At 60.5% G+C, this 23680-nt stretch carries 25 protein-coding genes; 12 read left to right on the forward strand and 13 right to left on the reverse strand.

Going from position 1 to position 23680, the window contains the following annotated elements; all coding sequences use genetic code 11:
* Positions 1–56: 56 nt before the first annotated feature.
* The 4 genes from CRO46_RS00105 to CRO46_RS00120 all read right to left on the reverse strand — a co-directional run bounded on the left by CRO46_RS00105 (position 57) and on the right by CRO46_RS00120 (position 4029).
* A complete protein-coding gene (locus tag CRO46_RS00105; RefSeq protein ID WP_179758893.1) occupies positions 57–1541 on the reverse strand; it encodes an aspartate aminotransferase family protein in 1485 nt (494 codons plus the stop codon).
* 23 nt (positions 1542–1564) lie between these two features.
* Positions 1565–2578 (reverse strand): NAD-dependent epimerase/dehydratase family protein, encoded by a 1014-nt coding sequence (locus CRO46_RS00110; protein WP_097103865.1) that lies wholly within the window; start codon positions 2576–2578, stop codon positions 1565–1567.
* Between the two features lie 2 nt (positions 2579–2580).
* On the reverse strand, positions 2581–3021 hold the full coding sequence (locus CRO46_RS00115; protein ID WP_097103867.1) for a DMT family transporter: 441 nt from the start codon (positions 3019–3021) through the stop codon (positions 2581–2583).
* 135 nt (positions 3022–3156) lie between these two features.
* Positions 3157–4029 carry an alpha/beta hydrolase gene (locus CRO46_RS00120; RefSeq protein ID WP_244577727.1) on the reverse strand — a complete coding sequence of 291 codons (873 nt, stop codon included), beginning with the start codon at positions 4027–4029 and terminating at the stop codon, positions 3157–3159.
* Positions 4030–4126: 97 nt separating this feature from the next.
* Between CRO46_RS00120 and parE the strand changes: the two genes are divergently transcribed.
* Both parE and CRO46_RS00130 read left to right on the forward strand, forming a co-directional pair.
* Positions 4127–6196, forward strand: coding sequence for a DNA topoisomerase IV subunit B (gene parE / locus CRO46_RS00125; protein ID WP_097103869.1), 2070 nt, complete (start codon positions 4127–4129; stop codon positions 6194–6196).
* Between the two features lie 126 nt (positions 6197–6322).
* Positions 6323–6706, forward strand: coding sequence for a DUF4189 domain-containing protein (locus CRO46_RS00130; RefSeq protein ID WP_097103871.1), 384 nt, complete (start codon positions 6323–6325; stop codon positions 6704–6706).
* A 9-nt stretch (positions 6707–6715) separates the two neighbouring features.
* Here the strand turns inward: CRO46_RS00130 and CRO46_RS00135 are convergent, their stop codons facing one another.
* Positions 6716–7855 (reverse strand): DUF2336 domain-containing protein, encoded by a 1140-nt coding sequence (locus CRO46_RS00135; protein WP_097103873.1) that lies wholly within the window; start codon positions 7853–7855, stop codon positions 6716–6718.
* Between the two features lie 326 nt (positions 7856–8181).
* On the opposite strand from CRO46_RS00135, the gene CRO46_RS00140 reads away from it, so the two are divergent.
* Both CRO46_RS00140 and CRO46_RS00145 read left to right on the forward strand, forming a co-directional pair.
* Positions 8182–8637 (forward strand): MaoC family dehydratase, encoded by a 456-nt coding sequence (locus CRO46_RS00140; protein ID WP_097103875.1) that lies wholly within the window; start codon positions 8182–8184, stop codon positions 8635–8637.
* Complete coding sequence (locus CRO46_RS00145) at positions 8637–9536, forward strand: HpcH/HpaI aldolase/citrate lyase family protein (protein WP_097106332.1); 900 nt, start codon at positions 8637–8639, stop codon at positions 9534–9536. Before CRO46_RS00140 ends, CRO46_RS00145 begins: the two co-directional genes overlap by 1 nt.
* Before the next feature lie 3 nt (positions 9537–9539).
* Here the strand turns inward: CRO46_RS00145 and CRO46_RS00150 are convergent, their stop codons facing one another.
* Positions 9540–10154, reverse strand: a complete 615-nt coding sequence (locus CRO46_RS00150) for a flavin reductase family protein (RefSeq protein WP_097103876.1) — start codon at positions 10152–10154, stop codon at positions 9540–9542.
* 5 nt (positions 10155–10159) lie between these two features.
* The gene (locus CRO46_RS00155; RefSeq protein ID WP_425479227.1) at positions 10160–10738 is read right to left on the reverse strand and encodes a nitroreductase family protein; all 579 of its coding nucleotides are present in this window, start codon (positions 10736–10738) and stop codon (positions 10160–10162) included.
* A gap of 105 nt (positions 10739–10843) precedes the next feature.
* Here CRO46_RS00155 and CRO46_RS00160 point away from each other — a divergent pair, with 105 nt between their 5' ends.
* Positions 10844–11773 carry a hypothetical protein gene (locus CRO46_RS00160; RefSeq protein ID WP_179758894.1) on the forward strand — a complete coding sequence of 310 codons (930 nt, stop codon included), beginning with the start codon at positions 10844–10846 and terminating at the stop codon, positions 11771–11773.
* A gap of 10 nt (positions 11774–11783) precedes the next feature.
* Here CRO46_RS00160 and CRO46_RS00165 read toward each other — a convergent pair whose 3' ends face one another.
* From CRO46_RS00165 to CRO46_RS00180, 4 genes are all read right to left on the reverse strand, one after another.
* Positions 11784–12086, reverse strand: a complete 303-nt coding sequence (locus CRO46_RS00165; protein ID WP_097103879.1) for a hypothetical protein — start codon at positions 12084–12086, stop codon at positions 11784–11786.
* A 45-nt stretch (positions 12087–12131) separates the two neighbouring features.
* Positions 12132–14138: a threonine--tRNA ligase gene (thrS, locus tag CRO46_RS00170; protein ID WP_097103881.1), complete on the reverse strand. Its 2007-nt coding sequence runs from the start codon at positions 14136–14138 to the stop codon at positions 12132–12134.
* Between the two features lie 159 nt (positions 14139–14297).
* On the reverse strand, positions 14298–14639 hold the full coding sequence (yidD, locus tag CRO46_RS00175; RefSeq protein ID WP_097103882.1) for a membrane protein insertion efficiency factor YidD: 342 nt from the start codon (positions 14637–14639) through the stop codon (positions 14298–14300).
* Complete coding sequence (locus CRO46_RS00180; RefSeq protein ID WP_097103884.1) at positions 14639–15088, reverse strand: iron-sulfur cluster assembly scaffold protein; 450 nt, start codon at positions 15086–15088, stop codon at positions 14639–14641. The genes yidD and CRO46_RS00180 overlap by 1 nt, the downstream gene beginning before the upstream one ends.
* Positions 15089–15372: 284 nt before the next feature.
* On the opposite strand from CRO46_RS00180, the gene folE reads away from it, so the two are divergent.
* The 5 genes from folE to CRO46_RS00205 all read left to right on the forward strand — a co-directional run bounded on the left by folE (position 15373) and on the right by CRO46_RS00205 (position 20266).
* The gene (gene folE, locus CRO46_RS00185) at positions 15373–15975 is read left to right on the forward strand and encodes a GTP cyclohydrolase I FolE (protein WP_097103886.1); all 603 of its coding nucleotides are present in this window, start codon (positions 15373–15375) and stop codon (positions 15973–15975) included.
* A gap of 27 nt (positions 15976–16002) precedes the next feature.
* Positions 16003–16461 (forward strand): phosphoribosyl-AMP cyclohydrolase, encoded by a 459-nt coding sequence (gene hisI, locus CRO46_RS00190; protein ID WP_097103887.1) that lies wholly within the window; start codon positions 16003–16005, stop codon positions 16459–16461.
* Between the two features lie 166 nt (positions 16462–16627).
* A complete protein-coding gene (locus CRO46_RS00195; protein WP_425479228.1) occupies positions 16628–17539 on the forward strand; it encodes a patatin-like phospholipase family protein in 912 nt (303 codons plus the stop codon).
* A gap of 255 nt (positions 17540–17794) precedes the next feature.
* On the forward strand, positions 17795–18238 hold the full coding sequence (locus CRO46_RS00200) for a cache domain-containing protein (protein WP_210421467.1): 444 nt from the start codon (positions 17795–17797) through the stop codon (positions 18236–18238).
* 78 nt (positions 18239–18316) lie between these two features.
* The gene (locus CRO46_RS00205) at positions 18317–20266 is read left to right on the forward strand and encodes a methyl-accepting chemotaxis protein (protein WP_244577728.1); all 1950 of its coding nucleotides are present in this window, start codon (positions 18317–18319) and stop codon (positions 20264–20266) included.
* A 102-nt stretch (positions 20267–20368) separates the two neighbouring features.
* Here CRO46_RS00205 and CRO46_RS00210 read toward each other — a convergent pair whose 3' ends face one another.
* Positions 20369–20797, reverse strand: a complete 429-nt coding sequence (locus tag CRO46_RS00210) for a CBS domain-containing protein (RefSeq protein ID WP_097103891.1) — start codon at positions 20795–20797, stop codon at positions 20369–20371.
* 268 nt (positions 20798–21065) lie between these two features.
* Positions 21066–21785: a rhomboid family intramembrane serine protease gene (locus CRO46_RS00215; protein WP_097103892.1), complete on the reverse strand. Its 720-nt coding sequence runs from the start codon at positions 21783–21785 to the stop codon at positions 21066–21068.
* 339 nt (positions 21786–22124) lie between these two features.
* Between CRO46_RS00215 and CRO46_RS00220 the strand changes: the two genes are divergently transcribed.
* Positions 22125–22748, forward strand: coding sequence for a PAS domain-containing protein (locus CRO46_RS00220; RefSeq protein ID WP_097103894.1), 624 nt, complete (start codon positions 22125–22127; stop codon positions 22746–22748).
* A gap of 87 nt (positions 22749–22835) precedes the next feature.
* Positions 22836–23447 (forward strand): PilZ domain-containing protein, encoded by a 612-nt coding sequence (locus CRO46_RS00225; RefSeq protein ID WP_179758895.1) that lies wholly within the window; start codon positions 22836–22838, stop codon positions 23445–23447.
* Positions 23448–23680: the final 233 nt, after the last annotated feature.

Raw genomic sequence — 23680 nt, forward strand, 5'->3', positions numbered from 1 at the left:
CTCCGGTTTTCATTTGAGGTATTGGCTGACGAGCCGACGCCGTCAGGACGCGGGCATCATTTCTTCGCCTGGCTGCCGATGAAATCGCGCACGATGCGGACAATGCCGCGGCCGAGCACCTTGTCGAGCGCAGCAATGAACTCGTCGACATGCTCCGGACCGCAGACCAGCGGCGGCTCCAGCCGAATGACATTGCGGTTGTATTCGGTGAAGGCGACCAGCACGTTGTGATCGCGCAGCAGTTCGGCACCGACGAAACCGGACAGCGACCCCTTGAGCTTGTCGTCGAGCAGCGCCACCATCGGCCTGAGCAGCGCCGGCAGGGTCTGGCTGAAGTCCTGGAACTCCAGCCCGACCATGAAGCCGCTGCCGCGTACATCCTTGATGATCTGCGGATACTTGGCCTTGAGCTCGTTGAGGCGCTTGATCAGATAGGAGCCGGTCCGCTCGGCATTGCCGATCAGATCCTCGTCATACATGACGTTAAGCCCTTCGATGGCCGTCACGCAGGCTTCGCCGATGCCGCCGAAAGTGGCCTGCGCATGGATCATCGCGGTCTTGGGCGTCCCATAGGCCTTCATATAGACATCACGTGAGGCGATCATCGCCGCCATGGCGCATTTGCCGGCACCGAGCGATTTGGCAAGCGCCGTCACATCGGGCACCACACCGGCCTTCTCGAAGGCAAAGAAATGGCCCGAGCGGCCCATGCCGCACTGGACTTCGTCGGCAATCCACAACACGCCGTGCTTGTCGCACAAGGCGCGCAATTGCTGCCAGAACTCCACCGGCGCCTCGATGATGCCGCCGCCGCCCTGGATGGTTTCGAGCACGATGACACCGATTTCCGGGTCCGCCTCGAAGGCGTTGCGGATGGCATCGATGTCGCCGAACGGCACTTTCACCGTGTTGCCGGTGAGCTGGAACTCGCCGCGGTAGAGCTCGGAATCGGTCAGCGACAGCACGCCCTTTGTCTTGCCGTGGAACGAATTCTGCGCATAGACGATCTTCGGCCGCTTCGGCCCGGCGGCACGCTCTGCCACCTTGATCGCCGCTTCCATGGCTTCCGATCCCGATGAACCGAAGAACACCATGTCGAGATCGCCCGGCGCGATTGCCGCCAGGTTCTTGGCCAGTGCAGAAGCATACTGGCTCATGAAGGCAATGGCGATCTCATGACGATCCTCGTCCTGGAACGCTTTGCGCGCGGCGATGATGCGCGGGTGGTTGTGGCCCAGCGCCAGCGATCCGAAACCGCCGAAGAAATCGAGGATCTTGCGGCCGTTCTGATCGGTGTAATACATCCCCGACGCGGTCTCGACCTTGATCTTGTGAAAACCGAGAAGCTTCATGAAATGTAGCTGGCCTGGATTGATGTGATCCTTGAACAGCTCTGTCATTTCAGCGACGGACATCGCTTTTGCATCCGCGACGGTCAGCAGATCGGGCCGTCGGGCACGATGGCTCGCGGCACTTGTTTCGGGTTGCGCTTCGGACAATGGCGGAGCGTCGAGTTCGACGCGCGTAGGTGTATCAAGCATTCTGTGGGCTCCCTCGGAACGATTCATTCGGCCGGTGCGACCTGTGCAGAAGCGGACGATCCGCTGCGGGCCTTGGCTGCCCGATACTCGTCATAGGCTGCGATAAGCATGTCTTCGTCGCGGTATTGCGGCACCCAGCCGAGCTGGCGCTCGCCCTTGGACACGTCGAGAACGCAATTTTCGTCGGCGATCAGATACTGTTCCGGATCCATGATCGGCATATTGACCAGATCGAACAGGTCAAGTGTGCGCTTGACCGCCCAGGCTGGCGTCGGGATCAGGAACGACTTCGACCCGGCATGCCGGATCAGGTCGCCAAGCAGCTTGCGCACCGGCGGCGGATTGATCGACCCGAGATTGTAAGCTTCGTTCGGAACGCCCGCCTTCCAGGCCAGCCGCGCGGCTTCCGCGCAGTCAAACACTGAGATGAACTGGTACGGGTTCTTGCCCGAACCGATCATCGGCACCGGCAGGTTGGCGTCGATCAGCTTGAACAGTTTTTCCAGAATCCCGAGGCGGCCCGGTCCGATGATCAGGCGTGGCCGGAACAGCGATATCGACATCCCCTTCTGCCGCCATTCGGCCGCCAGCACCTCGGTGTCGAGTTTCGATTGGCCGTATTCGCCGAGCGGCGCCACCGGGTGCTCCTCGGTCATCGGATAGGTCTTCGTGTGACCGTAGATCATGTCGGTGGTGAAATGCACCAGCCGGCCCGCTCCCGCCTTGTCCATCGCCTCGATAATGTTCTTCGTGCCGTCGTAATTGACCGGATAGAAGAAATCATGGCGCTTCGAGCGGATCTGCAGCGGCGACAGCATCTTGGCCGACAGGTTGTAGACCATGTCGTCTGCAGAAATCGGCACGGCGGCAACCATGTCGGGCCTGGTGACGTCACAGGCAACGATCGTGGCCTCGCGGTAAAACGACTTGTTGTCATTGACGATGTCTGCCACCACGACCTCTTCGCCATCGGCAAGAAGCTTTTGGGCAAGATGGCGACCGACGAAACCGTCGCCTCCAAAAAGAATGTGTTTCATCGCTAAATCTCGTTGGTTGCTACGTTAATCTTGGAATTCTGCGCGGTTTCGCGCTCGCCGGCAGCCTGGCTGTCCCCACCGGACTGGGCAATCAGAACCGTTCCCACGCAAATGAAGGCGATACCGGCGATGCGCCAGCTGTTGAGGTCTTCCTTGAACAGGACATAGGCGAAAACCGCCACTGCGACATAAGCCAGGCTCAGGAACGGATAGGCAAAGGACAACTCCACCTTCGACAGCACATAAAGATGAGAAGCCATTGAAATGACGAAGGTCGTCAGCCCCGCAAAAACCCAAGGGTTGAACAATATCTGGAATATGCGGGCGATCATGGTATCGGCGGTAAAGGATACCGGCCCCAGCGAGATCATTCCCTGCTTGAGCATCAGCTGCGCAGCAGCATTTGTCAGCACAGTAAATAGTATGAAGACGATATATTTCATGTCCCGCTCCCGACTTAGGCACGAGACAGCTCTAGTCTTATTTCCCAAACATCCGGTTCACTGGCGCGGTCAATTTTGTCTTAAATTGTATTCATTCCCGAAATGACGCGTTTTGAAAGCATCACCACTGAGAATCTAGCGGCTGAGAACGTATTCGAGCGTCTGCTTCCAGTCCGTCATCCGCATCGGTGTGCCGTGTGAGCCGGTGTTGAACAGAACAAATTGCGCCGGATAATCGCCCGACGAGCGCCTGATAAGGTCGAAAACCGATTTCTGGTCCTGCCAGTCATAGACGGTGTCGTAGCTGCCATGGGTGAAGACGATCGGGACCCGCGCCTTGACTGCGGTACTCCTGGCGATTCCCATGTCGGGCGCCCCGCCCATGAGCACCATGCCAGCAAGCCGCGGAACAACCGCCGGGTCATTGGCGAGTTTTGAACAAATCATCGACCCCATCGAGGCGCAGGCGAGCACGACGGGCGCCCGCCCTGCCAGGACCAGTTCCCTGACATCGGCCGCCCCCGCTTCATCGAAACTCTTGACCGATGGAGCCAGGTAAGCCCCGCCATTGAGCGCCGTCAGGTTCTTCAGCCTGTTGAAATTGCCGCCGAAGGTGTGGTCGTTCATGCCGAGGCGCTGGTCGCCGCCCCGTCCATGCACGAAGATGACAGCGAACCGGGCTTTCGAATAGTCGCCGGTTACGCCGGTTTCGATCGCGCGGCCTCCGGCTTCATGCAGCGCAACCCGGCTCTGCCTGCGTACGGCGAGCGAGACGTATTTGGACTGAACCCTGCGTTCCGGTTCCGCATCGCGGCGGTGGATGTCGCGCTGCTTGTCATAGTCGACAACGATAAAACTGCCCTTTTCGGCGACCGACAGGATGCCCGGATAGGCAAACAGCCGGTCCTTGTGCCCACGCAACTCAACCGCCGAGACGCCGGTGGAGACAGCCAACAGCATGCCAAAGGCAAGAATTATCGCACCCTGGGCGGCAAGAACGCCGCGCAAAGCTCCAAACCAAATGCTACATAGTCGATAGAAGGAACGGATTCTGGCACACTCCGGCTGATTCGCTTCCCCAATCTACATCAGGCATAACGGCGATATGGACGATTCCAACGATCTTTTTTCCACAACCGGCGCATCGGCCGCAAGCCCTGCACCGAAATCGGAAAACACCCCGGCGAAACAGGCGGCGGCGAAACCGGCGCGGCCGGCTGCTGCCAAACCGGGGGCACCGGCCAGTGGTGACGATTACGACGCATCTACGATCGAAGTGCTTGAAGGCCTGGAGCCGGTGCGGCGCAGGCCGGGCATGTATATCGGCGGAACCGACGAGCGCGCCCTGCACCATTTGTTTGCCGAAGTCATCGACAACTCGATGGACGAGGCCGTTGCAGGGCATGCCAATTTCATCGAGGTCGAACTCGACGCCGGTGGCTATCTGACAGTCACCGACAACGGCCGCGGCATCCCGGTCGAAAACCATCCCAAATTTCCCGGCAAATCCACGCTCGAAGTCATTCTCACGGTGCTGCATGCCGGCGGCAAGTTCGACAGCAAGGTCTATGAGACCTCCGGCGGCCTGCATGGCGTTGGCGTTTCCGTTGTCAACGCACTGTCCGATGACCTTGTGGTCGAGATCGCCCGCAACAAGAAGCTCTACCGCCAGTCTTTTTCCCGCGGCATTCCGCAAGGCGCGCTCGAGGAACTGGGTGACATCCACAACCGGCGCGGCACCAAGGTCCGGTTTCACCCCGATCCGGAGATTTTCGGCGCCGGCGCCCGCTTCGACCCGGGCCGCCTCTACCGCATGGCCCGGTCCAAGGCCTACCTGTTCGGCGGTGTCGAGATTCGCTGGACCTGCGCGCCCTCGCTGGTGGAAGGCACCGAGACCCCGGAAAAGGCGGTGTTTCACTTCCCCGGCGGCCTCAAGGACTATCTCGAGGCATCGCTGGGCAAGGAACATCGGGTCACCCGCGATATCTTCGCCGGCAAGACCGAACGTCCCGGAGGCCACGGCTCGCTTGAATGGGCGGTGACCTGGTATGGCGGCGATTCCTCGATCAACTCCTACTGCAACACCATCCCGACCCCCGACGGCGGCACCCACGAGGCAGGCCTGCGAATTGCCCTGACCAAGGGACTGAAGGCCTATGCCGAGCTCACCGGCAACAAGCGCGCTTCGGCAATCACCACTGACGATGTGATGATCTCGTCCATCGGAATGCTGTCGGTGTTTATCCGGGAGCCAGAATTCGTAGGCCAGACCAAGGACAAGCTGGCAACGGCGGAAGCCCAGCGAATAGTTGAAAACGCATTGCGCGATCCCTTCGACCATTTCCTTGCCGATTCCCCCGCAGAGGCCGACAAGCTTCTCGAATGGGTCATTGAGCGCGCCGATGAACGGGTGCGGCGGCGCAAGGAAAAGGAAGTCAACCGCAAGTCTGCGGTGCGCAAGCTGCGCCTGCCGGGCAAACTGTCCGATTGCAGCCAGACCACGGCTGCGGGCGCCGAACTGTTCATCGTCGAGGGGGATTCCGCCGGCGGCTCGGCCAAGCAGGCCCGCAACCGCGCCAACCAGGCGATCCTGCCGCTGCGCGGCAAGATCCTCAATGTCGCCAGCGCAGGGCGCGAGAAACTGGGTGCCAATCAGCAGATTGCCGATCTGGTGCAGGCGCTGGGCTGCGGCACACGGTCAAAATACCGGGAAGAGGACCTGCGCTACGAACGCATCATCATCATGACCGATGCGGATGTCGACGGCGCCCATATCGCTTCACTGCTGATCACGTTCTTCTACCAGGAGATGCCCGAGCTGATCCGGCAGGGCCATCTCTACCTGGCGGTCCCGCCGCTCTACAAAATCACCCAGGGCGCCAAATCGCTCTATGCCCGCGACGACGAGCACCGGCTGGAACTGCTGGAAACCGAATTCACCGGTCGCGGCAAGGTGGAAATCAACCGGTTCAAGGGACTGGGCGAGATGATGGCTTCCCAGCTCAAGGAAACCACCATGGACCCGTCCAAGCGCACCTTGCTGAAAGTGGCCGTCGATGTGACCGACCCGGAATCGACCCAGGAAACCGTCGACAATCTAATGGGGACCAAGGCCGACGCCCGCTTCCGCTTCATCCAGGAACATGCCGAATTTGCCAACAACCTCGATATCTGATCCGGGACAAGGCTGACCACATCGCATCAGGCATCAGATTTCTTACGCTGCTGTTGCCGTGCCCCCTTGCTCGCTTGGCGTCCTGCGGTAGTCTTGGCACCAGGGAGTCCTTGGGGGAGTAAACATTTGAGGCAGGCTGCATCATCCATCGGTATACAGGCAACACTGGCGCTGGCATTTGTCATCATGGGCGCAAGCTCGGCGGTTTCGGCAGACAATTTCGGTGCAATCGCTTTTTCGAAATCAACCGGCGCCTACGGCTATTCCTACGACCATCAATCCCGTCAGAATGCCGAAGCGGTTGCCATGAATGAGTGCCGGTCGCGAAGCCGTGGCTGCAAGGTCGCCATCTGGTTCAAGAATGCCTGTGGATCGGTTGCCATCGGCCCTAACGGATGGGGAAGTGCGTGGGCCGGCTCGCGCGGCAACGCGGAACGCGCAGCCCTTTCCAATTGCTCGAAACATACACGCAACTGCAAGGTGCTGGCCTGGACCTGCACGACACGGTGAACCAGGATATTACGCAGCTTGCGCTGCAAGCGCCTGCGCATAGCTCCGCGATGCGTGCCGGTGCCAGCTCAGATGCATGCTTTCCACGAGCCTGAGCAGCTCAGCGACAGAGGGCTGGCGCGCGGCGTCGCCTGCATGCCGCTGCAACAGCTCTCTCGTGACCTTGCCCGTATCGATGTTCGCGTTCAGGCGCGACGCCGCGCGCCAGATCTGCGTGGCAGTGACAAACACGGGCGCCAGATCGCTGCCCAGTCCGATCGCCCGGTAGAGCGCCCGCATGGCGGTTTCGCGGCCATCGACAAGGATGCCGCGAACCCGCGCATCGCTCATGCCGGACAGCGAGACCACCGCGCTGGCAAAAAAATCAACATTGCCGGCACACAGCGCATGAATGAGAAACGCCGGCGTCAGCCGGCCGCCCAGGCGCAGATGTTCGACCAGGGCCGGAATCTCATCCTGACCCACAGTCTCGGCCAGCCCGAGCGTCGCATTCATGCAGGCTTCTTCGGTGACCTTGCGGCCGCGGCTGCCGCCGATCGCCGATCGGACGAAGTCGGAACCGGCCAACGCAGCGCCCAGCCGCTCGACCAGGGCCTGGCGCACATCGCAGGGCAGATCCCGCCGCTCAAAAAGCCGCGCCCGGATTTCGGCATTGTCGCCGAAGCGGTCTGCAATGCGCCGGATCGAAATCCGCGCCAGGATGACATGGGGATTGTCGAGCATGTCGGCAACCGCATCAGCCTCACCCACTTCGGCCATGGCCGCAGCCACAGAGACGGATACCGGGCAGCGGAAGGCAACGAACCGCTGCAGCGAGGGACGGCCGCCGGCGATGATTTCGATCAGGTCATTGTCGGCAAGCGCCGGCGACAGGGCGATAATCCGGCCAGCGACCTCGATCTGGTCGGAGGCAAGCCCGAGCAGGATGCTGCGCGGCGCGTGTTCCACCAGTGCCAGGCCTTCAGCCAGCGCGAGCCGGACTTTCGGGGATGGATCTTCAAGCAGCAGCGAGAGCGCCGCTTCGGCTTCCTGGCGTTCCGATGGTTTCATCTGCCCTTGGGCATAGGCCCGGGTCAGAGCCTGCGTTGCCCGGCAGCGGTCGCTGACCTTGGCGGTTTCGGACCACTTCAGAAAGGAACTTACTATCATCGATATGCAACCCCACTCGGTACCAGTGGGACTCACCCTAGAACCAAATGGTTTACGATCGGTTCACCATGTTCTTTAACAGGCCAGCGGCTCCGGCCGTGTCCGCCACTGCGCCATCACGTTGAAAACATGAAGCAACGCCTAACAAGGTCGCCCGCCAATAGCGACGAAATGTTAAACGCAAGCCCCCTTTCCTTGAAAAGGATAGAAGACAGGTCCGGTTTCTGGGGTTATCCATTCCGCATCAGGGTTCCTTGCCCCATTGCGCTTGCGCATCGGTTTGGAACGCGGCATCAATAACGGGCAATTGTACAGGGGGGCAAAACATGCGCGGTATGTATCTTGAGGAGTTCGAACCAGGCGCCGTTATCTCCCATTCTCTGCGCAGAACCGTCACCGAAATGGACAACATGTTGTTTTCCAACATGACGCTCAATCCGCAACCGCTGCATATCGACTTCGAATTCTGCAAGTCCACCGAGTTCGGCCAACCACTGGTCAATTCCCTGTTCACGCTCGGACTTATGATCGGCATCTCGGTCAACGACACCACGGTGGGCACCACCATCGCCAATCTCGGCATGACCGACGTGACGTTTCCGCACCCGCTGTTTCATGGCGATACCGTCCGGGTGGAAACACGGGTCGTGAGCGTCCGCGAATCAAAATCGAAGCCAGACCGCGGCATTGTCGAAATGGAACATCAGGCATTCAACCAGCATGACAAGCTGGTTGCCCGCTGTGTTCGCCAGGCAATGATGCGTAAGAGGCCGCAGTCATGATGCGGTCGCTGCTTTTCGTTCCAGGCGATTCGGAACGCAAATTGCAGAAAGGCATCGATTCCGGAGCCGATGCGCTGATTCTCGATCTTGAAGATTCCGTTGCCCTGTCGCGCAAGGACGAGGCGCGAGCCACAGTGGCGTCATTTCTGGAGGGGTCCGGCAGGGCGGCCGGCACGCCCTGGTTCATTGTCAGGATCAACGCGCTCGACACCGGCATGAGCGAAAACGATCTGGCCGCAGTCGTCTCCGCCGCGCCTGATGCCATCCTGCTGCCAAAAGCCGGATCCGGCGCCGACATCCAGGAGCTCAGCGCCCGCATCGGCGCGCATGAAGCCGAAGCCGGCCTCGAGGTCGGCAAGGTACGGATCCACGCATTGATGACGGAGACTGCGGGCGGCATGCTGGCAGCGGGTTCCTTCGCCGCCAAGTCGGAGCGCCTGGCTGCCCTGGCCTGGGGCGCGGAAGATCTGGCGGCCGATATCGGGGCATCATCCAACAAGGATGACAGCGGCGTCTACACCGACGTATTCCGCATGGCGCGGAGCCTGACCATCCTTGCCGCGGCCCATTCCCGCGTCGATGCCATCGATACCGTGTTCACCGATTTTCGCGATCTGGATGGCCTCGATGCCGAATGCCGGGCCGCGGTGCGCGACGGCTTCAGCGGCAAGATGGCGATCCATCCCGACCAGGTGGCAGTCATCAACCGGGCCTTCACCCCGCCCCCGGCAGATGTCGAGCGCGCGGTGAGAATCCTGGCATTGTTTGCCGCTGCCGGACCGGATACCGGCGTACTATCGCTAGACGGCAAGATGATCGACCGGCCGCACCTGCGTCAGGCCGAACGGGTGGCGCGGATGGCGGGCCTCAAGCCCGACGGGGTGCCGGCGGTCGATTAGGGCCTACTTCTTCGCCGGCCAGGCCGGACGGCGCATCTCGAACGTGTTGGCTGCATCGGCGTAATCCATGTAGCCCAGACGCGCCAATGGCGCCACGGCAGCCATGTCGAGCCTGCCGTCGGCCAGCGCTGCTTCGTCGATATGGATGCCGACGACCTGGCCAATCACCACGAATGAGCCACTGGCCTCGCCATCCAGCCCCTTGGCCTCGAAGATTTCCGTCACCTTGCATTCGAGCGCCGCATGGGCTTCGGCGACAAACGGCGCATTGATTATCCGCGCCTCGGCCATGGTCAGGCCGGCGAAGTCGAACTCGCTCTCGCCATAGGGCGCGTCGGCGGAAGACAGGTTCATTTTCTCTGTCAACGAGCGCCCCACCATGCTGGTGGTGAAGACCCGGGTTTGTTCGACATTGCGCAGCGTGTCCTTGCGTCCCGTCGAGGAGAACATCACCATCTTCGGCTTGTCGGCAATCGCATTGAAGAACGAGTACGGCGCGAGGTTGTTCGAGCCGTCCGCGCCACGGGATCCGATCCAGCCGATCGGCCGCGGCGAAACGATCGCCTTGAACGGATCATGCGGCAGACCGTGCTGGTTGTCTTTCGTCTCGTAGAACATCGATGTCATTCTCCCGCGAAGCTGACAATGTCTGCAAGTTCAGGCCTCGGCCGCTCGCCGGGATGCATTTTCGGAGACCCGATATGGATGAATCCCGCGATCTTTTCGTGCGGTTCCACCCCGAGCACAGGATAGGCCTTCTGGTCGAAGGCAAACCATTCGCTCAGCCAGTTGGAGCAATAGCCGAGCGCATTGGCCGCCATCACCAGATTGAGACAGACCGCGCCGGCGCTCATTACCTGTTCCCATTCAGGGATCTTGGGATGCGGGGCGGCCTGCGAGACAACGGCAATGACCACCGGCGCCCGGGTCAGCCGGGTCTTTTCGACAGTAATCATGTCTTCGGCCATGTCCGGCTTGTTGGCCATGGCAATATCAGCAAGTTCGAGCGAAATCCGCTCGCGCACGTCGCCGGCATAGACAATGAAGCGCCACGGCGCCAGCTTGCCGTGGTCCGGGACCCGGCGCGCCAGCGTGAGCATCTCCTCGATTTCAACCCGCGATGGCCCCGGCTCGGTCATCTGGAAAGCGGGAATCGAGCGGCGGGTTTCGAGATAGGCTTTCAGGGCGGCATTGACCGGCATGTCTTCCTCGTGCATTCAGGCTTGATCGCAATCGGCCATGAATTTGCCATGGCCTTGGGGTCCAAGTGACCTCTCGCAATTCAGAAGTCAACCGGACCCTGCCTCATGAACAGACTGTCTATTGTTCTTCTTTCTGCGCTGGCCCTGATGGCGCTATCCTCGCTTGCACGCGCGCAGGACGCCTTTGCCGATACAGCCGACCCGAAAATCACCCTGCCCGGACTGACCGAATATGCGCCCGCGTCCGAGGCGGGCGATTCTGCCGCAATCCGCCGGAGCGTGCGGATGCAAGCGGCCCTCACCGAGGACGGCGACCCCCTGAATTACGGACTGACCTGGCGCGTTTTCCACCCGGCTCCCGGTCCAGACGGCAAGTTGCCGCTGCTCGCCACCTCCGAGGGCGGTTCGGCTGAATTCGAGTTCGAGCCGGGCGATTATTTCCTCCACGTCGCCTTCGGCCGCGCCGGCGTCACCAAGAAGCTCACCATTCCCAAGGACGGCCCGATCGAGACCCAGCACATCGTCATGGAGGCAGGTGGGCTTATGCTCAACGCGGTGTCCGGCATCGACGCACGCATCCCCTCAAGCCAGCTGGTGTTCAACATTTACAAAGCCGAAGAAGGCATTGATGGAGAACAGCAATTGGTGGTCGAGAACGTCAAGCCCAACACCATCGTCCGGCTCAATTCCGGCACCTATCACATCATCTCCGAATATGGTTCGGTCAATGCGGTGATCCGGTCCGACATCCGGGTCGAGGCCGGCAAGCTGACCGAGGCGGTCATTCAGCACCGTGCGGCACAACTCACACTGAAACTGGTTTCAGAGCCGGGCGGCGAAGCCATTGCCGACACCGCCTGGTCGATCCTGACATCGGGCGGCGACGTGGTGTCAGAAAGTGTCGGCGCGTTTCCGACCATCGTTCTGGCCGAAGGCGAATACACGGCGATTGCGCGCAACAAGAACAAGGTGCATCAACGTGATTTCACCGTCATCGCCGGCCGCAATTCGGATGTGGAAGTGTTGCTGAACTAGGATCGGGGACCTATCCGATCTCCCGCCGCTTTTCGGGCCCGCGCTGGGGAATTTCCATAGCGAAAACAGCCTCTTGTAACTTACCCAGCAATGTCTTCCGGTCAGTGATCTTTGCAAGTTCTTCGGCTTCCAGCACCCGCCCCCGGTACAGTCCAAGATCACCGTGCCGGACAACCGCCGGATCTCGCGCACCAGCAATGACGTCCGTAACGTCAGCGATATCCGGCTTGCGAGATGAAACAGGGCGCTGCATTGCCCCTCGAAATAGAAATGAATGGCTCATTCCGAGTTGCCACGCCTGCATGAAAATCATGTGACTACCGGCGCGGCGGGTTACGACCGCCGCGCCGGAAACAGTTTAACCAGCCCGTGATGCCTTCTCCGCATTCTTGCGCAGAACGTCGGGAGGCGTTGCTTCTTCGGCCAGCTTCGCAACCGCATCGGCAAGCGACGTCGACACCTGGTCACGGCTGCCGAGACGGCGGATATTGACTGCCTTTTCCTCGGCTTCCCGCATGCCGCAAACCACGATCACCGGCACCTTGGCCATGGAATGCTCGCGAACCTTGTAGTTGATCTTCTCGTTGCGGAAATCGGTTTCCACCTGGAGCCCCGCGTCACGCAGCGTCTGGGCGACGGTTTCGCCGTACCCGTCAGCTTCCGAGGTGATCGTGGCGACGACAACCTGCAGCGGTGCGAACCACAGCGGCATGTGCCCGGCATGGCTTTCGATCAGGATTCCGAGGAACCGCTCGAGCGAGCCGCAGATCGCGCGGTGCACCATGACCGGCTGCTTCTTCTCCGAATCCGCCCCGATGTAGAAGGCGCCGAAACGCTCCGGCAGGTTGAAATCGACCTGGGTGGTTCCGCATTGCCAGTCACGGCCAATGGCATCGCGCAGCGTATATTCGAACTTGGGGCCGTAAAACGTCCCCTCGCCTTCATTGATCCCCACCTTGATGCGCCCGCCCGATTCGGCGGCCATCTTCTCGAGCACCTTCTTGAGGATGTTTTCGGCGTGGTCCCACATCGCGTCGGTGCCGACGCGCTTTTCCGGCCGGGTGGCGAGCTTGACGACCACTTCCTCGAAGCCGAAATCGCGGTAGACCGACATCATCAGATCGTTGATCTTCAGGCATTCCGCCTCGAGCTGTTCCTCGGTACAGAAGATATGCGCGTCGTCCTGGGTAAAGGCACGCACCCGCATCAGCCCGTGCAACGCACCGGACGGCTCGTAGCGGTGCACATTGCCGAATTCCGCCAACCGTACCGGCAGATCGCGATAGGATTTGAGCCCGTGCTTGAAGATCTGGACATGACCCGGGCAGTTCATCGGCTTGAGCGCGAAGATCCGGTTGTCGGCGTCCTCGTCGTCGGGATTGGTGAAGGCATGGGCGGATTTCACCGCGAACATGTTTTCCTGATACCAGCCCCAGTGACCGGAGGTCTCCCACAGGCTCTTGTCGAGGATCTGCGGCGCATTGACCTCTTCATACTCGTTCTCCAGCCGGCGGCGCATATAGGCGACAAGGTTCTGGAACATCTTCCAGCCCTTGGAGTGCCAGAAGACGACGCCCGGCCCCTCTTCCTGAAAATGGAACAGGTCCATCTCCCGCCCGAGCCGGCGGTGGTCGCGCTTTTCGGCCTCTTCGAGCATGTGCAGATAGGCGTCAAGCTCGGCCTGATCGGCCCATGCCGTACCGTAGATCCGGGTCAGCATGGCATTGTCGGAATCGCCGCGCCAATAGGCGCCGGCCACCTTCATCAGCTTGAAGGCGGTGCCGATCTGGCCGGTCGAGGCCATGTGCGGCCCGCGGCAGAGATCGAACCAGTCGCCCTGCTTGTAGATCTTGAGGTCCTGGTCGGCCGGAATCGCCTCGATCAGCTCGACCTTGTAGGCCTCGCCCTTGTCCTCGAACACTTTCCGGGCTTCATCGCGCGACCAGACCTCCTTGGTGAAAGGCTTGTTGCGGGCGATGATCTCCTTCATCTTCTTCTCGATCACCGGCAGGTCTTCCGGGGTGAACGGCTCGTTCCTGGCGAAATCGTAGTAAAATCCGTTCTCGATCACCGGACCGATGGTGACTTGCGTGCCGGGAAACAGCTCCTGCACGGCTTCCGCCATCACGTGCGCCGCATCATGCCGGATCAGCTCCAGCGCACGCGGATCTGTGCGGGTGACGATTTCGAGCGCGCCATCGCGGACCGGATCACTCAGATCGGTGAGTTCACCGTCAAGCGCGATCGCAACCGCCTTCTTGGCCAGCGACTTGGAAATCGACTCCGCGACCTCGCGGCCGGTCGTGCCGGCGGGATATTCGCGCTTCGAGCCATCGGGAAAAGTGAGGGATACGGCGGATGCCATGGCAGTCTCTCCTTGATCCAGTCCCGCCAACGAACGCGGGTGGTTGAGTTTGGTAGGTGTGCAGGGCGGCGTTTACGCGATTTGGCGGGGGGCGGCAAGTATGGCAGGCTGGTTCACCAGACCGGCGCAGTTCGGGCAGCCGAAACCGTTTGAACCGGTCTATTTCCCGGCCGTGCAACGGTGACCAGCGGAGACAAACCGCCACGGCGCCCACCAGGTGAGCCGCCCATCCAGCGTCTGCGGCACATTGTCGATCCCGTGGCTGCCGCCGGGGCCGCACCGGCTGACGCGAAACAGCGTCAGCCAGCCACCCTTCCACAACCCGTGCCGGGCAATGGCCTCATAGCCATATTCGGAACAGGTCGGCAGATGCCGGCAGGAGTTGCCGATGAACCCGGAAAGCGTGAGCTGATATAGCCGGATCAGGCCGGTGCCGAGCAACCGGCCCGGCGTTTTCGGCCAGGGCCCGGCCCAGTTGCGGCCGGTCGGGGCAGCACTCATCAGGCGGCGTCTTCCCCGGCCCTGCGCGCTTCAATCTGGTCAAGGCAGTCGCAGACCGCATCAAATGTCAGAAGCGTCGAGGCATGGCGGGCCCGGTACTCCCGCACCGGCTCGAGAAACTTGAGATCACCGAACCGGCCTTCGGGCGCGGGACCATTTTCCTTGAGCATCCTGCGCATGGTCTCGCGAACTTCGCGCAGCTCCGATGCGCTTGCGCCGATGATGTTGCTCGCCATGATCGATGATGATGCCTGTCCCAGCGCGCAGGCTTTGACGTCGTGGGCGAAATCGGAAACCACGTCGCCGTCCATCTTCAGCCAGACCCTGACTTTCGAGCCGCACAGCTTGGAGTGCGCCGAGGCTTCAGCATCTGCATCCTCCAGGCTCCCGATCCGCGGAATATTACCGGCAAAATCCAGGATCCGGGCGTTGTAGACATCATCGATCATCGGTTCGGACCTTTTCCAGCATCGGCCATTGGCAGTCGATCTGCGGCAAGAGCTGAAGGTATCGCATCTCGACGCGGCGCGCGGAATTACTATATAGTGTCTGTCAGGCGTTCGGCAAAACCTGTTTGCAACGCACTGAGGGAAACCGTGCCGGAGGGCCATGCCCGAAAGCCCCGGAGCCCACTGGACAAGATGCGCGGCCAGCCGCAAAATTGCCCAAGTGCGTGGTCCGATTGAATGCGAACAACGTAGATGGGGTGTAATCCCCCATGGAGACCACGAGCATGGATGCTATCGTCAAGAAACTGCACGATCACGACAACCGCCCCACCGAAGCCGAAGCTGAAGAAGCAGTCCGCACGCTTTTGCGCTTTATCGGCGACGACATTGGCCGCGAGGGCCTGCGGGACACACCCAAGCGCGTTGTCAAGGCGTACAAGGAAATGTTCGCCGGTTATGATCAGGACGCGGAGGAAGAACTTGGCCGCACCTTTGAGGAAGTCGCAGGCTATGACGACATCGTTCTGGTCAAGGACATCCCGTTCTTCTCTCATTGCGAACACCATATGGTGCCGATCATCGGCAAGGCCCATGTGGCCTATCTGCCCGACGGCAAGGTGCTCGGCCTGTCCAAGATTGCCCGCGTCATCGAGATCTATGGCCGCCGCCTGCAGATCCAGGAAACCTTGACCGCACAGATCGCACACGGCATCGACGACGCCTTGCACCCGCGCGGTGTCGCGGTAATGATCGAGGCCGAGCACATGTGCATGGCCATGCGTGGCATCAAGAAGCAAGGCTCGACAACCATCACCACGAGCTTTACAGGCGCGTTCAAATCGGATCCGCACGAACAGGTCCGCTTCATGACATTGATCCGGGGTTGAATGAGCACCCCGATTTGAGGGGCACTCATGACGTCTTCATTCAAATCCGCACCCGCTGACAAGTCCGAACTCGAAGAGGGCTCGGAACTGACCCCCCGCTTCGACGCCAACGGCCTGGTTACGGCCGTGGTTGTCGACAGCGGCGACAACGAGGTGCTAATGCTCGCCCACATGAACGAGGAAGCCCTGCGGCTGACCATCGAAACCGGCCTGGCGCATTACTGGAGCCGCTCGCGCAACAAGCTCTGGAAAAAGGGCGAGACCTCGGGAAACATGCAGACGGTTGATGAAATCCGCGTCGACTGCGATCAGGACGCCGTGCTGCTGAAAGTCCGCGTCAGCGGTGCCGACGCCACCTGCCACACCGGACGCCGCTCCTGTTTTTATCGCAAGGTGGTCGAAACCGATGGTCAGACCCGGCTGGAGATCGGTTCAGAGCCGCTGTTCGACCCCGGATCGGTCTACACCGATGATCAGGCAAACTGAACCATTTTGATCCGGCCGCATTGTTCCTTCACACATTCGCAACCCAAATCTGGTGTCATCTAATTGAACGCGGGGGGAGTGTTCGGCAAGGAAGGACCAAAAAATGCTGAACTGGAACATGGGCCGCAACACAGAGCCAGTAACCGCCGCTGAGTCCGGCGACGTCATGGCCATGACACCGGTGGGCGGGATGCAGCACAATCCGATACAGAAACCCAAGATCGCCCTGGCGCTGGGCGGCGGCGCAGCGCGCGGCTGGGCTCATATCGGTGTGCTTCGGGCGCTGGACGAAGCCGGCGTGGAGGTCTCCATGATCGCCGGCACCTCGATTGGAGCCTTGGTTGGCGGCTGCTACCTCGCCGGTCGGCTTGACGAGCTTGAGAATTTTGCCCGCAGCCTGACCATGCGCCGGATCGCCGGCCTTCTCGACTTCGCCATTGGCGGTGGCGGCCTGTTCGGTGGCATGCGGCTCAACGACCGCATGCAGGAGCATCTTGTTGGCGTAAATATCGAAGACCTCGACCGGACCTTCGTTGCGGTGGCTGCGGAACTCAACACCGGCCACGAAGTCTGGGTTTCTTCCGGATCGCTGATCACCGGCATCCGCGCGTCCTATGCCCTTCCCGGCATCTTCGAGCCGGTTCGCTGCAACAACCGCACCCTGCTCGACGGGGCCCTGGTCAATCCCGTCCCGGTTTCCGTTTGCCGCGCACACGAGCAGCCGCTCGTGGTGGCAGTCAACCTGCATTACGATCTCTACGGCCGCTCCGCGGTAATCAAGCACACGGCAAGCGAACCCGCGCCGGATTACACCGGGCCGGAGCGGCGCACAAAGGGGCGCGAAAGCCGCATTGGCATGACCACCGTCATGGTGCAGGCCTTCAACATCATTCAGGACCGGATTTCGCGTGCCCGCCTCGCCGGCGACCCGCCGGATCTTTCACTGCACCCGCGCCTGTCTGACATCGGCCTGTCGGAATTCCACCGCGCCAGCGAAGCCATCGATCGCGGCTACCAGGAAGCCTCTGCCAAGCTAGGAGAGATCATGCGCATGCAGGCTGCCTTGCAGCTGGCATAGCACGACGGGCAAGCAACGCCGAAAAGTAAAACCTCAACCAAAGAGGGCGAACCAATGTTTCCGTTCAGTTAACGGAGGTATTTTTTTTGCGTTTTAAATGCCATTGCAAAAACAAACATAACTGTTTTTAGGGATAGTAGAAATTACCGGCGAGAACCCATATATTTTCGGCACTCTGTAGTATCCAATTCTTAACACAGTCCAGACAGGTTACGCTCATTGTCAATTCCGACTTCGTAACCAAAGGACATGTCCATGAAAAAAATCGCGCTCTCGCTCCTGATGACTGCAACCTTCAGCACTTTCGCCGTGGCAAGTGACTATGCCACCAAGGATGAGGCTCAGGCGCTGGCACAAAAGGCAGCAGCTTATCTGAAGGACAACGGCATGGAGAAGGCTGCAGCTGCGTTCCAGACCCAGGGCAGCGAATGGTTCGACCGCGACCTTTATGTCTTCGTGATGCAGAAAAACGCTGGCGTGCTCGATTCACATGGCGCCAAGCCTGCCCTGGTTGGCAAGAACCTGCTGGGCCTGAAAGACACCGACGGCAAGCTTTTCGTCAAGGAGCTCGCAGCGATCGAGTCAGAAGGCTGGGTTGACTACAACTGGCAGAACCCGACCACCAGCGCTATCGAAGCGAAATCGACCTACTGCACGGCAGTCGACGCGTCTCTCGTCTGCGTCGGCGCCTATCAGTAACAATAAGTTATTGAGTCGATGAATAAAATGACGGCGGCTGATAGGCCGTCGTCATACACCAAACGGGATTTTCATGATATGATCTGGTTGAGACTGAGCAATATTCCCATCGTCGTTAAATCACTCATTGCACCGGTAATAGCCTGTGTTGCAATCGTGATCATTGCTGCGGTCTACTATTCGTCAAGCTTGGAAACCGCCAGGCTCACCCAGGCGGAGAAAACCAACAACCAACTGCTGATCACAGCAAATGCTCTCAAGCAGACCATCACTTCGGCCAACGGCAGCCTGCTGCGCGCCATGAATTGGAAACAGGCTGGCGCCGACGACGACATGGTCCAGAAATCCCTCGATGACGTCAACGCTCTCCTCGCCCAGGCCGACACCACACGCGCCGTCCTGCGTGCAGGTGCTGGTCCCGAGACAGCCGGGCTTATTCAAACTCTCGACGAATCCATCGACACCTACAAGGTCCAGGCCGCGGAAGTGGCGGGCAACGTGATGATTGACGCTCTTCTGGCGACCCTGACGATGCAGGACGCCGACGCTCAGGCCATCAAGATCGGCGAGCAAAACGAGGCTCTGGTCAAGGCGTTCGAGGCCACCGCATCAGCCGCCGCCAGTGCTGCCGAAGCCGCAAACCGCACCGCACTCGCCCAGGTTCTGGGTACGGCAACGGCCGCGCTCGTCATCTCGTTGCTGTGCTCGCTGGTTCTGGGTCGCGCGATATCGCAGCCCATCCGCGGCATCACCCGCGTGCTGGCGGCCCTCGCCGACGGCAAGCTCGAAACCAAGATCGAATATTCCGACCGCAAGGACGAAATCGGCACCATGGCGCAGACCGCCGAGGTGTTCCGCCGCAGTGCCCTGCAAAACCGTCAACTTGAGCAGGAAGCAGAAGGTGCGCGAGAAAGAGCGGAAAGCGACCGGATCGCCGCCCAGCAAAAAGCCGAAGCCGACGCGGCTGAAAGCCTCCGTATCGCCACCGCTGGCCTTGGTGCCGGCCTGAAGCGGCTGGCGGAAGGAGACCTGTCGTTCCAGCTCGAGGAAGAGTTCGCACCGGAATTCGAAGCCTTGCGGCACGATTTCAACGTCTCAATCCAGAACCTCGGCAGCACCCTGTTAACCGTTGCCAGTGGCGTCTCGGCCATGGAACAGGGGACCCGCGAGCTTGCCCAGGGTGCTGACGACCTGTCGCGGCGCACCGAGACACAAGCAGCATCGCTTGAGGAAACCGCCGCAGCGGTGGAAGAGATCACCGCCAACGTCAACTCCTCGACAAAGCTGACCGCGGAAGCCCGGGACACCGCCGCCAAGGCCAACGAAGCATCCTTGCAATCTGCAAAAGTTGTCGGCAACGCCGAAGACGCCATGCGCAAGATCGAGGAAAGCTCGCAGCAGATTTCCAACATCATCGGCGTCATCGACGAGATTGCCTTCCAGACCAACCTGCTCGCGCTCAATGCCGGCGTCGAGGCGGCCCGGGCCGGAGAAGCCGGAAAAGGCTTTGCCGTGGTCGCCCAGGAAGTGCGCGAACTGGCACAACGGTCTGCCAACGCGGCCAAGGAAATCAAGGCTCTGATCCAGACATCGACATCGGAGGTCAGCAATGGCGTCAATCAGGTCCGCGATGCGGGAGAAGTGCTGCGCAACATCGGTGCTCTGGTCAACGAGATCAACCAACGGATCACATCGATTGCAACCGCATCGAGCGAGCAGTCAACCGGTCTGGGCGAGGTCAATCAGGCCGTCAACTCGATGGACCAGATGACCCAGCAAAATGCTGCTATGGTGGAACAGTCAAGCGCTGCGACCGCCACCCTGGCCGATGAAGCCGCGAAACTGCGCGAAGCCGTCGCGAGCTTCAAACTGGACAGATCCAAGGCGCAGGCTGACAGCCTTCGTGCCACTGTGAGCGTCATGGCCGCGGGGTCCCCAGCACCTCAGCGCAGCGCACCCGCCGCAAGACCGCTGCGTGCCACGGTTGGCAACGTTGCGGTTCAGCAGGCTGACTGGAGCGAATTCTGATGAACAGCCAAAAACGGGACGGGGCCAAACGCCCTGCCCCTGCCGGGCCAAAGGAAAAGATATTGACGCGCTCGCATGGGAACATGTGGGCGCGTCATTTCTTCAGCCGGCAATATAGGCCTTGATTTCCTCTGCCTCGCGCTCGACGTCTTCGATACGCCGGCGCACCACGTCGCCGATGGAGATGATCCCCACCAACTTGCCGTCCTTTTCGACCGGCATATGCCGGAAGCGGCCATTGGTCATCAGTTCCATGACCTGGTTGATGGTATGATCTTCACCACAGGTTGTCACCTTTGATGTCATGATCGTGGAAATAGGCGCTGAAAGCGCGTCCGCCCCCTTCCGCCCAACGGCGCGAACGATATCGCGCTCAGAAAGAATGCCCGCGATCTTGCCGCCATCACCAGTCACCACCACGGCGCCGATCTTGTTGTCACCCAGAAAGCGCACGGCTTCTTCCGTAACCATGCTCGGGCTCACGGTCACAACGTCCCGGCCCTTCTGGTCAAGTATCTGTTTCACAGTCATCAAAGTCCTCCTCGCGCAAAATGTTTTCCATTCAAAGCGCTCCCGATCGCTTCCGAATTTGACATATGGTGCGCTCGAAGCCGGAGGTTTGCAAGCCTGAAGACCCGCTCCATGCGAGCCCGTGCCAAATCCCGGCAAAGTGTCGCAAAACCGGACATATGACCCACGCCTGGCCAACATAGGGCTCCCACACCCGCCTCTCCAAAGGTTCTGAGAAGCCTAGATATTGCCGCAATCCCAGCAGCGTTTCAGGCAGTTGGATGTGCTGTTACCGCTCGAGCGGATCAAACGGCGGAAATGCCAGAAATCCGAAAAGGAAACCACCGACATGCGCCTCCCAGGCTATCGCCGAATCGGCGATGCCGAAGGAGAACCCGACAGCGGCCAACATGTTGATGACAAACCAGACCACCAGGAATCCCAATACGGTGCGGTTTGCGAGCGACTGCGTCAGGCTCAGTCGGCGGTTGAGATGAGCCCGGTCACGCCGGAACCCGCCGCCGTCTCCAAAGGCAAACCGGGCCGCAGCCCCCATCAGCGCCGAGACAACGCCGGAGGCCCCGACCATTACCGTCTGATCCCCCCAGTGAAACACCAGGAACAGCGCCGCCGAGGCCAGCGCGCTCAAAAGCCAGAAAACGAGGAAACGGATCCAGCCGATGCGCCGGGCGACAACTGCACCGAACGCGGCCAGCCAGAAAGAGTTCAACGCCAAATGCGTGTAGCCGCCATGCAGCAGCGAGTAGGTGATGGGCGACCACAGGTAGGGGCCCGCCTGGCCGGAAATGCCGAGTGCATAACGTTGCGGGATGAAGGCTGTCTGCAGATAGATCTCGAGAACCGCTGCCCTGGGCAGCACGGAATCGAGCGCCACCTGGATCGCTACCATCATCAACAGCATCGCCAGCACCACATTCGGCAAGTTGAAGACCGGCTCGTTCGGCGGCCGGACGGGGCCGTTGTCTGTGGTGTCGTGCTCCTGGCTCATGCGAAAGCGCTTCCGGTTGGTTTCGAGACAGACGAGCAGTAAGACCCGGGCTGCGGACTGGCAACCACTGCATAAAAAAAAGCCGCCCGCAAGAAGCGAGCGGCCGGCCGAGCCCCCTCGTCCAAAAAGTGCGCTGAAGGAAGTCCCTTCGTCAATTGATGACCCAAGATGGCACGCCACCCGCCGCCCTGCAATCCCAACTGAAAATTAACCTTAACGGTGGGGCCATGGCATGGTTTTCGCATTGTTAATGGTCACAACCCGCCGTCCGGGCCCAGTCGCGCCAAATTGGCACAGATTGGTCCGGAACATGGCAATGCGAACTTTGGTGGCGACAACATGAGACACAAAAACAGCTACGAGCTTTTCGACTACTGGACCGAAAAACGCGGCCAGCGTACAGCGCCCGGCAGAACCGACATCGAACCCGCAGAGATTCGAACGCTTCTGCCACACGTTTTTATTTGCGATCTGACAGCCGATGGGCAATTGAATTTCCGGTTAGCCGGAACGGCCCTTTGCGCCCTGCATGGCAAGGAACTCAAGGGCGCCGCCTTCTCATCGCTCTGGCTGCCGGATGGTGCGCGCCACGCCGCCCGGACCGGTGCATCCGTGGCGACAGGCGCCACGCCCGCCGTACTTTCGCTTGATTGCCTGAGCAGTGGCGGCCGGGTCACGAAAGCCGAAATGCTTCTGCTTCCGATCACCGGCCCGAGCGGCCGGAATGACCGGTTGATCGGACTGCTGTCGATGTTCAATCCGCCCTACTGGGTTGGCCACGAACCCATCGTCGGATTTTCGACGACCGGCATCCGCTTCCTCGATCAGACCCGTGATCCGGTGTTTCTGGCAAACCGGCCTGAAATCCCGCTGCAATCGAAGCCGACATTCGCCAACGGCTTTAACGGCAACCGCAAGCGCGTTGCCCATTTGACGGTTCTCGATGGAGGGCGACGCGATTAGCCGGTAGACCCGGCCAACGCTTACCCATTGTTAACAGTGTCTGTATTAATATGAATTCTCATTCGTCGGGGAATCCACAAGGCTCTCATGTTGACCGCACAATCCGCATCGCACGCAACTGCAACGAATGGTGCCGAGGAGCGCAGGTTCCACCGCGTGACTATCTCGGCCCAGGGCCGGTTCATGCGGGCTGACCATTCCGAACATGATTGCATTGTCGACTCGATGTCGCCCTTCGACGCGGTCATTTCCAGCGGAGCACGCCCCGAAGCCGGCGAACGCATCGTGGCCTATATCGACTATATCGGTCGCATCGAAGGCAAGGTGACCGAAACCGGCCCGCGATCCTTCACCCTGTCGCTCAACGCCACCGACCGGAAGCGCGACAAGCTGTCTGCCCAGCTGACCTGGCTCGCCAACAAACATGAACTCGGGCTGCCGGAGGATCGCCGCCACGAGCGCGTCTCGCCAAGCAACCCGGTCTCCGAGATCAAGCTTGACGACGGCAGGCGCTACCCGTGCCGGATCATCGACCTGTCGGTTTCGGGTGCGGCAGTCGAGATCGATGTCCGTCCGGCCTTCGGCACCATGGTCGTGCTCGGCAACATGCGTGGCCGGGTGGTTCGCCATTTCCAGGAAGGCATCGCCATGGAATTCATGACGCTGCAGCCGGAAGGTACCATCGACCGAATATCCTGACTGCAGTCTTTTCCGATGGCTAGCGAGCCGGCCCACTAGGCCGGTTTTTTTGTGGCCTCAAGCCAACCAAGCATGAGCCTGCGTAGGAGGCGGTCATGGCCCGCCCGGACACACCTGCCCGGTCGATCCCGATCGCATCAGCAACTCGTCGCCACACCACCGGCCGGCCAGTCCTCACCCGGCGAACGGAACCATGATACGCAGCCCAGGAACCGGCGACGGTGCACGGCCGT

The organism is Parahoeflea halophila, assembly GCF_900220985.1.
Taxonomy (GTDB): Bacteria; Pseudomonadota; Alphaproteobacteria; order Rhizobiales; family Rhizobiaceae; genus Hoeflea; species Hoeflea halophila.

Excerpts from the sequence above, each read along its gene's own strand:
- CRO46_RS00105 (WP_179758893.1), bottom strand. The coding sequence starts at position 1,541 with ATGCTTGATACACCTACGCGCGTCGAACTCGACGCTCCGCCATTGTCC.
- CRO46_RS00110 (WP_097103865.1), bottom strand. The coding sequence starts at position 2,578 with ATGAAACACATTCTTTTTGGAGGCGACGGTTTCGTCGGTCGCCATCTT.
- CRO46_RS00115 (WP_097103867.1), bottom strand. The coding sequence starts at position 3,021 with ATGAAATATATCGTCTTCATACTATTTACTGTGCTGACAAATGCTGCT.
- parE (WP_097103869.1), top strand. The coding sequence starts at position 4,127 with ATGGACGATTCCAACGATCTTTTTTCCACAACCGGCGCATCGGCCGCA.
- CRO46_RS00135 (WP_097103873.1), bottom strand. The coding sequence starts at position 7,855 with ATGATAGTAAGTTCCTTTCTGAAGTGGTCCGAAACCGCCAAGGTCAGC.
- CRO46_RS00140 (WP_097103875.1), top strand. The coding sequence starts at position 8,182 with ATGCGCGGTATGTATCTTGAGGAGTTCGAACCAGGCGCCGTTATCTCC.
- CRO46_RS00145 (WP_097106332.1), top strand. The coding sequence starts at position 8,637 with ATGCGGTCGCTGCTTTTCGTTCCAGGCGATTCGGAACGCAAATTGCAG.
- CRO46_RS00150 (WP_097103876.1), bottom strand. The coding sequence starts at position 10,154 with ATGTTCTACGAGACGAAAGACAACCAGCACGGTCTGCCGCATGATCCG.
- CRO46_RS00155 (WP_425479227.1), bottom strand. The coding sequence starts at position 10,738 with ATGCCGGTCAATGCCGCCCTGAAAGCCTATCTCGAAACCCGCCGCTCG.
- CRO46_RS00160 (WP_179758894.1), top strand. The coding sequence starts at position 10,844 with ATGAACAGACTGTCTATTGTTCTTCTTTCTGCGCTGGCCCTGATGGCG.
- CRO46_RS00165 (WP_097103879.1), bottom strand. The coding sequence starts at position 12,086 with ATGATTTTCATGCAGGCGTGGCAACTCGGAATGAGCCATTCATTTCTA.
- thrS (WP_097103881.1), bottom strand. The coding sequence starts at position 14,138 with ATGGCATCCGCCGTATCCCTCACTTTTCCCGATGGCTCGAAGCGCGAA.
- yidD (WP_097103882.1), bottom strand. The coding sequence starts at position 14,639 with ATGAGTGCTGCCCCGACCGGCCGCAACTGGGCCGGGCCCTGGCCGAAA.
- CRO46_RS00180 (WP_097103884.1), bottom strand. The coding sequence starts at position 15,088 with ATGATCGATGATGTCTACAACGCCCGGATCCTGGATTTTGCCGGTAAT.
- folE (WP_097103886.1), top strand. The coding sequence starts at position 15,373 with ATGGATGCTATCGTCAAGAAACTGCACGATCACGACAACCGCCCCACC.
- hisI (WP_097103887.1), top strand. The coding sequence starts at position 16,003 with ATGACGTCTTCATTCAAATCCGCACCCGCTGACAAGTCCGAACTCGAA.
- CRO46_RS00195 (WP_425479228.1), top strand. The coding sequence starts at position 16,628 with ATGGCCATGACACCGGTGGGCGGGATGCAGCACAATCCGATACAGAAA.
- CRO46_RS00200 (WP_210421467.1), top strand. The coding sequence starts at position 17,795 with ATGAAAAAAATCGCGCTCTCGCTCCTGATGACTGCAACCTTCAGCACT.
- CRO46_RS00205 (WP_244577728.1), top strand. The coding sequence starts at position 18,317 with ATGATCTGGTTGAGACTGAGCAATATTCCCATCGTCGTTAAATCACTC.
- CRO46_RS00210 (WP_097103891.1), bottom strand. The coding sequence starts at position 20,797 with ATGACTGTGAAACAGATACTTGACCAGAAGGGCCGGGACGTTGTGACC.
- CRO46_RS00215 (WP_097103892.1), bottom strand. The coding sequence starts at position 21,785 with ATGAGCCAGGAGCACGACACCACAGACAACGGCCCCGTCCGGCCGCCG.
- CRO46_RS00220 (WP_097103894.1), top strand. The coding sequence starts at position 22,125 with ATGAGACACAAAAACAGCTACGAGCTTTTCGACTACTGGACCGAAAAA.
- CRO46_RS00225 (WP_179758895.1), top strand. The coding sequence starts at position 22,836 with ATGTTGACCGCACAATCCGCATCGCACGCAACTGCAACGAATGGTGCC.